This is a genomic window from Paenibacillus sp. SEL3 (genome assembly GCF_054602585.1).
In genome coordinates this window covers 4825616-4839968 of record NZ_CM137725.1, presented here as the reverse complement: position 1 = coordinate 4839968, position 14353 = coordinate 4825616, and the positions used below count along the sequence as shown (strand labels likewise).

Genomic DNA, 14353 nt, shown 5'->3' with positions numbered 1-14353 from the left:
CCGGCTTCCCCGCAGCGGGTAATTATCAGAGTAAGAGAGCTCCTATGATGATAGGCCAAAAAGCCGTATCGAACCTCTGTCACTAAGATTCGATACGGCTTCCCGCATTTCCTGCTACTTTCTCAATTCCGCTCCAAAAGTTTGTTCCAGAGACGTAACGACAGGAGTATGCGCCGCATTGATCTCTTCATCCGTCAACGTATGTTCCCAGTGACGATAGGTCAGAGAGATAGCTACGCTCTTCTTATCTTCACCAAGCTTACTGCCTGTAAATACATCAAACACTCGTGCATCCTGCAACAGCTCTCCGCCTGCAGCGTGAATAACACGAAGCAGTTCGCCTGCCTCAACGTCTTTATTGACCACGAGGGCAATGTCACGTTCCACGGATGGGAAGCGAGCCAGCTCTCTGAACTGAATATGAGAGTTTGCGTGTTCAATGACCTGTTGCAACGCAATTTCTGCAACATACGTATCGTTCAGCCCATAAGATTGTTGGAGCTCCGGATGAATCTGCCCAAGGGTACCGATCCGTTGAGAGCTTCCATTCACATCCAGCCATACCGAAGCGGAACGGCCCGGGTGGTAGCTTTGCGGTTGGTCAGCGACATAACGAATGCTGGCACTCAATCCGAAATAGTCAAACACCGTTTCAAGCGCGCCTTTAATATCAAAGAAATCAACCTTTTCAGCACCAATATTCCATTGTTTTTCACGGCGAACCCCAGTCAACAACAGACTCAGCACTTGAATTTCCTGCGGCTGGCGGGTTAATGTTTGTTCCTCTGTATAAAATACTGTTCCCATCTCGAAAATCGCCAGATTGTCTTGCTTCCGGTTCATGTTATACACCGCTGTATCCAGCATCTGCGGAATGATACTCGTACGCAAAACACTACGGTCTTCGCTCATAGGCATAGCCAAACGTACCGGATGGCTGCCTTCTGTCAGGGCATTAAATAACCCCGTACTTTGCGGATGTACAAAAGAGTAGCTGATCGTCTCCTGCCAGCCACCATGAGCCAGCAATCTGCGCAGGGAGCGGCGCAATGATTGTGATGCTGTCAAAGCTCCCGGAGTTGTAGGACCTTCAATCGGCGTGGTCGGGATATTGTCGTAACCATACAGACGAGCAACCTCTTCGATTAAGTCCACGTCAATGGTGATATCTCCACGGCGTGTAGGAACTTGAACTTCCAGTACCCCTTGCTCTGCGTCGCCACATCCGAAATGAAGTCTACCGAAAATCGTTTTCACCTCAAGCAGCGACAGTTCGGTTCCCAAATATCGGTTTATTTTATCTAGCGACAGCTTGATAATGCGGTTTTCAGCTTTTGCAGACGCAGATTCTACGATGCCCTGGTGTACAGTGCCTCCTGCATAACGCTGAATCAGCGCAGCTGCACGATTCACAGCAGGCACAACAGCGCCTGGATCAACCTCTTTTTCAAAACGCAGACTTGCTTCTGAACGCAGTCCAAGTTGACGAGACGTTTTGCGAACTGTACCGCCGTCAAACTTCGCAGATTCCAGCGCAATGCTGACCGTCGCATCCGTAACCTCGGAGTTGGCTCCACCCATCACGCCTGCCAATGCTATTGGTTTCACACCGTCTGTAATCAGCAGCATATGCGGCTCCAGCTTACGCTCCTGATCATCAAGTGTAATCAATGTTTCGCCTGCACGAGCGAGTCGAACTTCAATATTTCCATTTTCCAGCTTATCCGCATCAAAAGCATGCAACGGCTGACCGTATTCCAGCATGACGTAGTTCGTAATATCTACGATGTTGTTGATGGGACGAACACCTGCCGCCATCAGACGGTTTTGAATCCATAATGGGGAAGCCCCCACTTTTACACCTGTAATATAACGGGCCGCATAGTGCGTACACAGTTCAGGAGTATCTACCTTCACAGACAGATGATCTGCCGCTGCATCGCTAATTTCCACCAGATCCTTAGCCGGATCAGCCAGCGAAATATCACGTCCCAGAATCGCACTCACTTCATATGCTGCTCCGTGCATGCTCAGGCAATCCGAACGATTGGGTGTCAGATCAAAATCCAGCACCTGATCATCCAGCGCCAGCAGCTTCGTAATTGGCATACCAATTTCAGCATCCTCAGGCAGCACCAAAATACCTTCTTGCAATTCCTTTGGAAGCAGCTTGTCATTCATGCCCAGTTCTTTGGCCGAGCAGATCATACCCATGGATACTACACCACGCAGCTTGGCCTTTTTAATGTGGAAATCTCCCGGCAACTTGGCACCTACAACTGCAACAGGAACCTTTTGACCTGCATCCACGTTTTTGGCACCGCACACGATTTGCAGATCTTCCTCCTGACCTGCATCGACAATACATACATTCAGCTTATCAGCATCAGGATGCTTTTCCTTGCTTTTAACATAGCCGACAACGACGCCAGTAATCCCTTGATTGCGCTGCTCGACCTCATCAATTTCTATGCCCGAACGGGTGATTTTCTCTGCCAGATCCTCCGCGCTTACCTGATCCAGCGATACATACTCGGACAGCCACTCGAATGATACTTTCATATGGGTTCACTTCCCTTGATATAGTTGTTTATTGACGCGCAAACTGTTTCAGGAACGACAGGTCACTGTTATAAAAATGACGAATATCATCGATACCGTATTTCAATATAGCAATCCGCTCTACACCCATACCGAATGCAAAGCCGCTGTACACCTCGGGATCAAAACCGCCCATCTCTAGCACTTTCGGATGGACCATGCCACAGCCCAAAATTTCAATCCACACGCGTTCGCCATTTTTCTTCACAAAAGTTACGTCTACTTCAGCACTCGGCTCTGTGAACGGAAAGAAGCTTGGGCGCAAACGGATTTCGGTCGATTCTCCGAACATTTCGCGTGCAAATTGAAGTAAGGTTCCTTTCAAATCACTCATGCGAATGTCTTTTCCAATGACAAGCCCTTCAATCTGGTGGAATTGAAAAGAATGTGTTGCATCGTCATCATCACGTCGGAAAACCGTACCCGGACAGATAACCTTAATAGGTGTTTCGCCCTTCATCGCTTCCATCGCGCGAATCTGAACTGGTGACGTATGGGTACGCATCAACAGATCCTCAGTCAGGTAAAATGAATCCTGCATATCGCGTGCGGGGTGATTTTTAGGCAGGTTCAATGCTTCGAAGTTATAATAATCCGTCTCAGCCTGTGGACCCTCAGCCACTCGATATCCCATGCCTGTAAAAATATCCTCGATTTGCTCAATCACTTTGTTGAGTGGGTGCAGTCCGCCTTGCGGCAGTGTGCGTCCAGGTAGCGTAACATCGATCTTTTCCGCTTGCAGACGCTCATTCGTTTCCGCTTTCGTGAACTCGTCTTGCTTACGGTTAACGACTTCTTCAATCGCCTCCCGCACCTCATTGGCTACCTGTCCAACAACCGGACGCTCTTCCGCGCTCAGCTTGCCCATACCGCGCAAAATTTCAGTCAATGCGCCCTTTTTTCCCGAGTATTTGACCCGTAGATCAGCCAGCTCCTTAGGTGTTGCCACCTTCTCCAATACTTCCAGTGCTTCTTCCTTCAAGGCCAGCAAATGTTCCTTCATTTGGATGGTTTCGCTCATCGCCTGTTCAGTCCCCTTTCTTCATATCCAGCTTTTCAGACAACAAAAAAAGGTCTTTCCTCCCGGTAAGGGACGAAAAGACCGTGGTACCACCCTCGTTAGACAATAAGCTTAGCTCACCCGGCGTTTTGCCTTACGGCAACATAGTTACAGGTGATTGTTCATGCTATGCATCATCGTCTCGCTCTGCACGTTATAACGGTCGTGAACCGGTATCCCCTACTTGCACATTCGCCATTCACATGGCGCCTGAGGTTCAAGGAACTGCTCCGGAGCGAACTTCAACAGCCCAGTATTTGCAGAAACGCTCTCAATCCTACGACGCTTCCTCCCTGTTCAATCGGACACTGTCTACTCTTCTCCATCAAGACATTTTCAAAAATTCGAACTATTGTTCATTATTATATGCAAACTACCGCGCTTTGGCAAGCAGGGCATACGTTTCAACCCTTTAGATATCGAGATCATCCAACCGCTCCAGATTTGCACGAATGCGCCTGATTTCGCTCAACAACTTTTCATTTTCGTCATTCGTGCCTGTCATTCCCATCAACTCTGTAAGACGCAATTGTAATCGAAGACGTTCCTCACGCCGCTCCTGGTCTTCTGGCTCCCGTTGACGGCTCCGTTCATCTTCTTGCTTTTCGTCGGCTGTCCCCTCATAGATTTCATATCTGCCCCCCGGCTTCATATCGAGTAACCGAGTTGCCGTGCTCCTCACCAGCTCCCGATCATGTGAGACGAGCACCAGTGCTCCATCATAGTTACGCAAAGAATCCTCTACAATTTCACGGGTTTCAATGTCAAAATAATTCGTCGGTTCATCCAGCACCAGCAGATTGGCTCCACTAAAGTACAGACGCAGAAAAGCTACCCTGCATTTTTCTCCCATACTAAGTGTCCCGATCCTTTTAAACACGTCCTCTTTCGCAAAAAGAAAGCAGCCCAACACTGTTCTCGCTTCTGTTTGCGTCATCGTCGGAAGCGCAAGCAGACTGTCCAGCAACGTTTGATCCTCTGGGAGCTGCTCCAGCTCCTGTGAAAAATATCCGATGTTCAACTGTGGGTTGGCTGTGATTTTTCCTGTCTGCGGCTCCAGTTGACCTGTTAATAACCGAAGCAGTGTGGTTTTACCAATTCCATTGGGCCCCCGAACAGCCAGACGGTCTCCACGTGCAACGATCAGATTTAGATTTTTCACAATGATACGGTCGTCGTAGCTAAAGTCAACCTGCTCAGCACGCAGCAAATATTTTGCCTGAAACCCGCTGTCACTTAATTTCATGTGCAAAGACGGAGCTTCACGTGGTTGTTCTACCCTGTTAGCCTCCAGTCGCTCCAGTTCTTTTTCTTTCGCATGATAACGGGAGATATTTTTTTTAGCCTTGGCCTTATAGAAGCTCTGTGTAATAGCCACTTCGACTTTGGATGCGCTACGATGTGCCTGGTGAAACCATTCCCTGTAATTTCGAATCGTTTCCTCCAGTGCCTGTTTCGCCAGCTCCTGCTTTCGATAGCTGGCTTCCTGCTCTCGCAGTTCCCGCTCCTTTTGCGCTTTATATTCCTTATAGCCGCCTTTATAGCGTCCAATACCTGTCGATGCAAGCTCAACTATACTCGTAGCCACTCGATCCAAAAAGGCTCTGTCATGCGATACAAACAGCAGCGTTCCCGGATACGTAGACAGCCACTGCTCCAGCCAAAGCAAGCTTTCGGCATCCAAATGGTTGGTCGGCTCATCCAACACCAGCAGCTTCGGCTGCCTGACCATGAGTCCGGCCAATCGCACTCTCGTCTTCTGTCCGCCACTCAGGTCACCATAAGCAATGGACCACGTCTGGACAGGCATTCCCATTCGAGTGAGCGCCTTTTCCACCTCAGACTCCCAGGCAAAGCCTTGCAGGTGTTCGTATTCATCCATCAGCTCGCCGTAACGCTCCAGATGATGCTCCATATCCTTCCCAGCATCGGCTAGGTCAGCTTCCAGCTGTCCCAACGCTTGCTTGAGGAGCCAATGCCGAGGGCTGGCCTGCTGTGCGGCCTCCAGTGCGGTTCGAGACCAATCCACCGTATCCTGCTGCTTCAGCCAGCCCCGCTCTTCCAGTGGCAAATCATGCTCTACTTGACCAGAGGTTGGCGCTTCATCTCCCAGCAATATTCGCAATAACGTCGTTTTACCTGCTCCATTTCTTCCAAACAGTGCGAGCCGTTCTCCTTCCATCACATCCAACGACACATTCTCAAATAAAGATGTCCCGTTCCAATCCTTTACTACATTGCGAATACGCAAAATCGTTCTCATACCGATCATCCTTTCCCAGCCCGGTTTTTTGACCCCGGAAGCAATAAAAAAAGCCGCAGAAGGCTGCGGCTTGCATACAAGGAATATAGAATGACTGTTATGAATCGTTTCAGAACATACGCTTATGAAAAATAACACCGTAAACGAATAAGCCAAATCCCGTTCCGGAATAAACGCATACGTCCCTACATTCATTTTCAGACACACTTCTCCCGTTGCAGCTTACAGCCGCCTGCCAGTAACTGTGCAGTTAAGTGGGAAAATCAGTGTGCTTACTTCATCGGACGTATGGTTACCTTCCTTTTCATGGGATAATTACTTGCGGTTAGTATAGCAGATCACAACACATTTGCAAATAACCCTCGTTATTTTCCAAATACCAAAGTTGTATTCGACGAGCCTGCATATTTCGTTACAAACTCTTTAGTATATTCAGGAGTCTGAACTTGATAGCTATAGTTCTTGCTTGGATTCCAGTTGGTTACACGCGATTTTTGATTGTTGATGGTGGGAAAACTCCCTACATCTTTAAACTCGCCATTGCCTTTATCATCAAGAATACCGCCCTTTTCACTACCTTTTCCCAAGTAGTTGTACTCAGAATAGATTCTTGCATTCGTAGCAATGGTATAAGCAAGCTGAAAATTATTAATATAATTATTTTTAACATGGAAATATCCATATCTCATGAGTCCTGGACCACGTACAAGTAAGTTTTCAAAATAATTATTAGCGATCGTGATATGGGGCATGCCATCATAATTTTTATTGCCATCATCAGGATATCCCAAAATGAGACCATATTTATGATTAGCAAATTTGGAGTTACTAATGGTTACATAATCAGCCGATTGGCCTATGTACAAAAGTTTGTCCAGATCCGAGCCATTTGCATTATAACTGTGACCTGCAAACGTAACATGATCAATCCAATAATTTGTGCCCGCAGTAAGATAAAGTTGGATGTCATCGTTACCGTTAATGTTGGCACTGTGCTCAAAAGTTAAATTTTGAAAGATCACATTTCCCGAATTATTTGTTGTTTTCAAATGAATGTTAACCAGTTTGTTTTGCGCATAAGAACCAATGAGCGATTTGTTAGTACCAATGTTGACCACGGTTTTAGAGGAGGCAGAGATATTTTTTTCGATGACCAGAATTTTAGGAGTTGAATCCCCTAACTGGTTTTTCAAATCGTTTAGATTATTGATATAGATAATCTGACCGCCTTTTCCCCCTGTTGTGGCAGGCTTAGTAGCTCCATTTTCACTTTTAGCCTGTCCGGCAAAACCAGTCATTCCATTCGTCGACGTATTCGGAAAATCAGCAGCGGCGAACGTAGAACTTGCAGGGAAAGTAAGCAGCACCAAAGTTAATGCTAAAAACAGAAAAGAAATTTTCCTCATTGCAGCTACACCATCCTTTTTTAAGTTAAATCCCAACAATGCGACTATACTTATTTTTTAGTAAATGGTAAATAGTTCTTTTTATCTGTTTATTTATAGCATATAAGCTAAATGTTTTATATTTTATTTTGTGTGGCAATGTAAAAATAGTTCGTAAGAACGCAAAAAGCCGTGATACCCCATTGGCACCCCGGCTATAATGTATTTATCTACTCCAAACAAAACAAAAACCCTTGCGTCACAAGGGTTTCGAACTTCTTAAAATAGTAAGCGGGTGATGGGAATCGAACCCACGCTATCAGCTTGGAAGGCTGAAGTTCTACCATTGAACTACACCCGCATTTTATAATATCTCGATTCTTATGTATGGCACGCTTAACCTATCGTCAACCAGCTGAATCAGGATGTTATTTAGTATAACTTACCTTTCAGCAAAATGCAAGCATACTACATACTATCCTGAGCCAGCCAATTCATAGGTTCACGTAAAAACAATTTTTCAAAGATTTCTGCCGGAATGGGGCGACTAAAATAATACCCCTGACCCTCATGACAATCTTGTGCCTGCAAAAAATGAAGCTGCTCCTCATTTTCTACCCCTTCAGCCGTAACCTTCAGCTTCAAATGGTGAGCCATGGAGGCAATAGTAGATACAATTGCTGCATTTTTGCTGTCGACCAGTACCTCATTTACAAAGGAACGATCAATTTTTAGACGATCAATCGGGAGATTCTTCAAATAATGCAATGAGCTATAGCCAGTTCCAAAATCATCAATACTGATTGCGACACCAATAGCCTTTATTTTTTTTAACTGTTCAAAGGCTCGATCCTTATCAAAGGTCATACTTTCGGTAATCTCCAGCTCTAGATAGCGTGCTTCAAGTTCCGTATAGGTCAAAATGCCCCGAATTACATCCACCAGCTTTTTTTGCTGAAATTGGCGCATGGATAAATTGACCGAAATCGGGATTGGTGGGTACCCAAGCTCCTGCCAATGCTTATTTTGCAGACAGGCCTCCCGTAACACCCATTCCCCCAAGGGCACAATTAAACCACTTTCTTCAGCCACCGGAATAAAATCGCCTGGCATCACCATCCCACGATGAGGATGATTCCAACGCACCAGCGCCTCCAAACTCGTTAGCTCGCCACTTTGCAGGTGGACACGAGGTTGATACACCAATGAAAATTCCTCATTTTCAAGCGCTCGCCGCAGATCATTTTCCAGCTGGAGTCTTTCATGCGCTCGCATCTGCATCGAACTAGCATACCGCTGAAAATTCACTCCCTGCTCTTTAGCACTATGTACAGCCGTATCCGCCTGCTGAATAAGCTGTTCACTCTGATTCGCATCCAACGGGTACAAAGCTATACCAACGCTCACCGTCACATGATAAGACTCACCATCAATATCGAAAGGCAGATCGAACAGCTTCACCATATCATCAATACGACTTCTCATAGCATCTGTATCTTCGTATCCCGTTAGAAGAAAGGCAAATTCATCTCCGCCCATGCTAAAGACAGCTTCCCCTTCATGGCTAAAATGCCCCAAGCGTTCGCCTACTGCATACAGCAAATAATTTCCTGCCATATGTCCAAGCGAATCATTAATCGCCTTGAAACGATCAATATTTAGAACTAAAAGTGCTACTGTCTCATCCGATTTCAATGATTTGCGCAATATTTTATCTAAACGTTGGGAAAGGCGGCGACGATTGGGGAGTCCTGTTATATCATCATTATAAGCAATGTGATTAAACTCAGATTCGGCTGCCTGCTTTTCACGATAAGGAACCAGAACCATCAACCGGACCAGCCCGCTCAACATGTTATAGAATGCTATCGCGTTGGTCAAAAGTCCCAATAGGTGATTAATATCGCTCATTTGCTCAGAAAATAAATAGAACAACTGACTCACAACACACAGTCCAATTCCACGAACCATAAGCAACATGCCCAACTCCGCCGGGCGGACTTTCCGATATTTTCGCACCCCGAAAATAAAAGTGAACACAAGTAGTAACATGACAGCCAGATTTAACGTCCAGCCCAGGTTGCCTATTTCGTATCGTATACGTAGATCCGGTAAGCCTGCACCAAATATCTTAATAACTCCTAGAATCAGCAAAGTGCAGCCTATCCCTGCCCACAAAGCCACTGTCTTGTATTCAGACTTCGTCTTGCTAAACGGGAGGAAACAAACGCATAAGAGCAAGACAGAAGTAAAGGCACGATTTACAAACAGCAGCCATAACGAAATGCCCGGAGACAAAGCAAAGTCCGTCAGGCTTACGAAACTAAACGAAACAATATGAACAAGGTAAAGCAGACCAGCCACCAAAAACGTCGGGGCAATAAGAAGTCTCTGCAAGGATAACTGTTCCAGTAAAACGGACCAGGATTGATAAAAAATAGAAAAACAAATCGCAGCACAGGCAAACCCTATGATCGGATATAACAAGAAAAAAACATTATGGGAGTATATCTTATTCAAAGTTACGTGAAATAACTGAACCAAGACAAACAAAACTATCGCAGCAATGCCGATACCTATCGTTTTTTTTACTTCCAGCCGTATACTCATTCAGCCTCTTCAGCCCCCTGCATATCGGAGATTCCGATCATCTAAGACGTTTGACAGCTTTGGAAGCCGTTGTTTAAGTCTATAGTATCAAAAATAATGTTGTATTCTGGTATATAATAGCATTTAATCTGTGAAAGGTGAATCATTTTTTTGTCTTAAATTCATGAATTCATTTTCGCATTTACGCAAATAACCGAGCTTACAGCACCAAAAAAGCGCATCATCTTGTCAGATTATGCGCTTCAGATAACCTTTTCCAAAAAGGTGATACCTATACCCCAACGCTGCACAACATAAAAGAAATAGTATGTACAGGACCCCTCTGCGAAAACCTCCCCATATTAAACTACAGGAAGCGTGATTTTGAATTGTGTGCCACTTCCATGTTTACTGTCTACATGTATGAAACCTCCGTGATTTTTGATAATTCGATAGCTCACAGCCAATCCCAACCCGGTTCCACTTTCTTTTGTTGTAAAAAAAGGATCAAATAAACGCGTCAATGTATTGTGATCCATACCTAATCCGTTATCTTCAATACAAATGTGGACATAATTGCCCTCAAGCACTGTATGAATATCGATGCAGCCCTCTCGTTCCCCACCCATGCTTTCAATGGCATCCATTGCATTTTTAATCATATTGAGAATAACCTGCTTAATCTGCTTCACATCAATGGAAACCTTCATGAGCTCATCATTTTCGTCCAATGCAATCTGGCAACCCTTCATCAATGCTTCGCTTTCTGTCAGCATCACTACTTCTTTCAGCAGCCCCATCACAGATACAGCCGTTTTTTGCGGAGCCGAAGGCTTGGACGAATTTAAGAACTCATAAATAATGTCGTTCGCACGATCAATTTCTGTTAATATAATGCGGGCATACTCATCCCTGCCCAACTCCACCAAATGCGGTCGAAGCAATTGAATAAAGCCCCGGATTGCGGTAAGCGGGTTACGAATTTCATGAGCAATAGAGGCCGAGATGCGTCCCAGCATCGCCAGCTTATCGTTTTGATATGCTGTCTGCTCAATCTGCTTATAATCCGACACATCCTTGACGCTAAACAAAAAATCGCCATCCATCTGATCACCATAGGTTACTGTTATCAACCAATGCCGACCATACTCATCAATTAACTCATGATAGCGCTTTCTATGAAAGATAGTTTCTTTATAAATCCGCATGATTTTCTTCTTCTTAAACCGGCTTAACTCAGGATGATGCAAAATTTGCATCAAATTGCGACCTGCTAGCGAACTCCGTGGTAGCTCCAGCAATTTCGCCATTTGCACGTTAATAAAGGTCAGTACCCCGTCACTGTCAAACAGCATGATACCACTATCCAGGTTCTCCAGCACATTTTCATACTTGTTATTGGCGATCTGTGTGGAAGGACAAGCTCCCACGGTATCAAGCAAGGCTTCTTGGAATTCACTGATCATGCCAGGCTTCCCCCTTGTTTCGGAATGACAAACTGGCCGTATCGGACGCGTAATAATCTTGAAGAAAAGAAAGGCATCTATCGACTACCCTTCAATGGTGTAGAAAACAGTTACACAGAAATCCGACCATCTCTTTCCAATTCCAGTCTTATTTTATGATAGACAAGATTAAGGATCGCAGTCAATCGGAAAAAGTGTCGAATCCAAATTTTTATCCTGTTTTCTTTCGTCATAATATCTGCGCAACATTACCAAAATGAAAAATGAAGTTAGGAACAAGCGCCCTACACACCAAAGAAGCTCTCCAGAATTGAGAGCTTCTTTGGTGTGTAGGATGTCAACTGCCGCTCTTATTATGTTGAAGCCGGGATCGTCTTTGGCTCATAACGGCCAGTCTTCTCTTAAGCTCTCCCTGCCATTTTTCATCATTCATCTGTTTGGCTACCATCAATAAATCCAGGGATATGTCAATTTGACGCTTCACAATTTCAAACGCATCTTCACTTTCACGATTCACACAATTTTCAAATATCGTATCATCGTCTTCCATGACATAATCCTGAAAATCAATCTCGCTTGCCCCATCTCCATGTGCATATTCAGCCAAAATTTCATACTCATTTTCGACTTTATAATGAACTTCAATGCGACGACATACCGGGCAAAACAGCAAAGGAACATTATGAACTTGGGTGCGGTAATGCTTCAGCGTTCCCTTGGTTCCTACCATGCTTGCTCCACAGCAATAACTCATCCGGGCTCAGCCTCCTCTGAACAAAACCTGTTCTGCCTTGCTTATCTTCTACAATACCTTATTCGCTTTCGCCAGGCAAAATTCCTCCAGAACACAACAACATTTCCATAATTATTTGTTACCTCACTCTGCGTTGCCTCATTAAACAGGCTGTCCTCACATTTTCAGCTGCACAGAGCAGGCAAGCAAGCCCCCAATAACGGTAGAGTAACCGCTAGTTGGGGGCTTGTTTGTTTAATTAATTTCAACTTGTGAAGCTTATATTACAGATTTTGATCGCCTGGTTTCCAGTTCATTGGGCACAAGCCACCGGATTGCAAAGCTTGCAGTACACGCAATGTTTCTTCTACACTGCGACCTACATCGTTGTGGTTAACCACTTGATATTTCAATTCGCCTTCTGGATCAATGATGAACAAGCCGCGCAATGCAACGCCTTCTTCTTCGATCAGAACGCCATAATCGCTTGCTGTTTTTTTCGTGATGTCAGAAGCCAATGGGAAGTTCAGTTTGCCTAGACCGTTGTTTTCTTTAGCTGTGTTGATCCATGCTTTGTGACTGTGCACGGAGTCTACACTGATACCCAGAATTTCAGTATCCAGCTCTTTGAATTGGTCAGCAGCATCGCTCAATGCTGTAATTTCCGTAGGGCACACAAAAGTGAAATCCAGTGGATAGAAGAAAAATACGAGCCACTTGCCACGGTAATCGGAAAGCTTCACCGAACCAAATTCTTGACCGTCTCCAGTCACTGTTTCCAATGCAAAATCAGGGGCGGGTCTTCCTACCAATCTTTCTGCCATAATATGAAATCCTCCTTTAAAATATGTAAGAAAAACACCACATGTGCTTTCCTCAATCATCTGTATTGTAATAAACAACAACTTACTTGATAAATGTTATCATTCGCTGAAATCAAAGTCAATATTGTAACCATTACTTTTTTATAATTATTTTAAACTAGCTTAAAAATTCACATTTTATTCACATTTTATTCACATTTTGAACCTTTGAATATACAAATAGCTCCTGATTGCTCAGGAGCTACTGTGCTAAACATTTGCCAAAAAGCCAGACTGTATAACCTTACTATATAATAGGAAGCTTTTTTTCAGAACGGGTGCATTTACGGAGCTTTTAGCGAATAGCTGCAGCGATCAGATCACCCATTTGAGTTGTCGAGATTGCTTGAGATTTATCCACCGCAATATCCGCCGTACGGTGCCCTGCATCCAGTACCTCAGCTACGGCTTTCTCAATGGCATCTGCTGCTTTCTCGTACCCGAAGGTAAGACGGAACATCAAAGCAACGGACAAAATCGTTGCAATGGGATTCGCCAGGCCTTGACCTGCAATGTCAGGCGCCGAGCCATGTACCGGCTCGTATAGGCCGAAGCTGCCTTCTCCCAGTGATGCGGAGGAGAGCATGCCGATGGATCCAGTCAGCATAGCCGCTTCATCACTGAGAATGTCACCAAACATATTTTCCGTCACGATAACGTCGAAGCTAGATGGACGACGCAACAATTGCATGGCGCAGTTATCAACCAATACATGCTCCAGCTCGACATCCGGGTAGTCTACAGCAACCCGGTTCACTACTTCACGCCATAAACGGGAAGTTTCCAGTACATTAGCCTTATCCACCGATGCAAGTTTTTTGCGACGTTTTTGTGCAATTTCGAAAGATTGGCGCACGATACGCTCTACTTCTGTTACATTATATGCGCAAGTATCAACTGCTTCCTCACCCTGAGGACTTTCTCGTCTGAACTTCTCGCCGAAATAAATGCCGCCCGTCAGTTCGCGCACCACGATCAGGTCCGTTCCTTCCAACACTTCCGGTTTCAATGTAGACGCGTCCTTGAGACAGTCAAAGACGACGGCAGGACGAAGATTCGAAAACAGACCAAGCTCTTTGCGAATGCCCAGCAGTCCGGTTTCAGGACGAAGTTCCTTTGGATTGTTGTCCCATTGTGGCCCTCCTACCGCTCCCAGCAGAACAGCATCTGCAGACTGACATACTGCCAGTGTTTCTTCCGGTAATGGTGTGCCCTTCTTATCAATGGCAATCCCGCCGAACAGCGCATGCTCCGTTTCAAATGAAAAGCCGAATACTTCTTCCGTACGTTTCAAAATTTTCTCTGCCTCTGCGACCACTTCAGGTCCAATTCCATCTCCCGCTATTACCGCAATTTTTTTAACGTCTGCCATCACGTACACTCCTCTTGTTAT

At 45.1% G+C, this 14353-nt stretch carries 9 protein-coding genes and 1 tRNA gene; all 10 read right to left on the bottom strand.

What is annotated here, in order from left to right; genetic code table 11:
* Nucleotides 1-114: 114 nt before the first annotated feature.
* The 10 genes from pheT to leuB all read right to left on the bottom strand — a co-directional run bounded on the left by pheT (nucleotide 115) and on the right by leuB (nucleotide 14332).
* Nucleotides 115-2562 (bottom strand): phenylalanine--tRNA ligase subunit beta, encoded by a 2448-nt coding sequence (gene pheT / locus ACYCS5_RS22310; protein ID WP_029516482.1) that lies wholly within the window; start codon nucleotides 2560-2562, stop codon nucleotides 115-117.
* 28 nt (nucleotides 2563-2590) lie between these two features.
* Nucleotides 2591-3622: a phenylalanine--tRNA ligase subunit alpha gene (gene pheS, locus ACYCS5_RS22305; protein WP_273041806.1), complete on the bottom strand. Its 1032-nt coding sequence runs from the start codon at nucleotides 3620-3622 to the stop codon at nucleotides 2591-2593.
* Between the two features lie 451 nt (nucleotides 3623-4073).
* The gene (abc-f, locus tag ACYCS5_RS22300; RefSeq protein WP_459761334.1) at nucleotides 4074-5924 is read right to left on the bottom strand and encodes a ribosomal protection-like ABC-F family protein; all 1851 of its coding nucleotides are present in this window, start codon (nucleotides 5922-5924) and stop codon (nucleotides 4074-4076) included.
* Between the two features lie 365 nt (nucleotides 5925-6289).
* Nucleotides 6290-7330, bottom strand: coding sequence for a polysaccharide lyase family 1 protein (locus ACYCS5_RS22295; RefSeq protein ID WP_165145047.1), 1041 nt, complete (start codon nucleotides 7328-7330; stop codon nucleotides 6290-6292).
* A 269-nt stretch (nucleotides 7331-7599) separates the two neighbouring features.
* A tRNA-Gly gene (locus tag ACYCS5_RS22290) sits at nucleotides 7600-7670 on the bottom strand.
* A gap of 107 nt (nucleotides 7671-7777) precedes the next feature.
* Nucleotides 7778-9919: a bifunctional diguanylate cyclase/phosphodiesterase gene (locus ACYCS5_RS22285; protein ID WP_165145044.1), complete on the bottom strand. Its 2142-nt coding sequence runs from the start codon at nucleotides 9917-9919 to the stop codon at nucleotides 7778-7780.
* Between the two features lie 341 nt (nucleotides 9920-10260).
* A complete protein-coding gene (locus ACYCS5_RS22280; RefSeq protein WP_039269745.1) occupies nucleotides 10261-11364 on the bottom strand; it encodes an ATP-binding protein in 1104 nt (367 codons plus the stop codon).
* A gap of 337 nt (nucleotides 11365-11701) precedes the next feature.
* A complete protein-coding gene (locus tag ACYCS5_RS22275; RefSeq protein WP_029516478.1) occupies nucleotides 11702-12118 on the bottom strand; it encodes a hypothetical protein in 417 nt (138 codons plus the stop codon).
* 263 nt (nucleotides 12119-12381) lie between these two features.
* Nucleotides 12382-12921, bottom strand: coding sequence for a peroxiredoxin (locus tag ACYCS5_RS22270; protein WP_023987763.1), 540 nt, complete (start codon nucleotides 12919-12921; stop codon nucleotides 12382-12384).
* Nucleotides 12922-13255: 334 nt separating this feature from the next.
* Nucleotides 13256-14332 (bottom strand): 3-isopropylmalate dehydrogenase, encoded by a 1077-nt coding sequence (gene leuB, locus ACYCS5_RS22265; protein WP_029516477.1) that lies wholly within the window; start codon nucleotides 14330-14332, stop codon nucleotides 13256-13258.
* Nucleotides 14333-14353 lie beyond the last annotated feature (21 nt).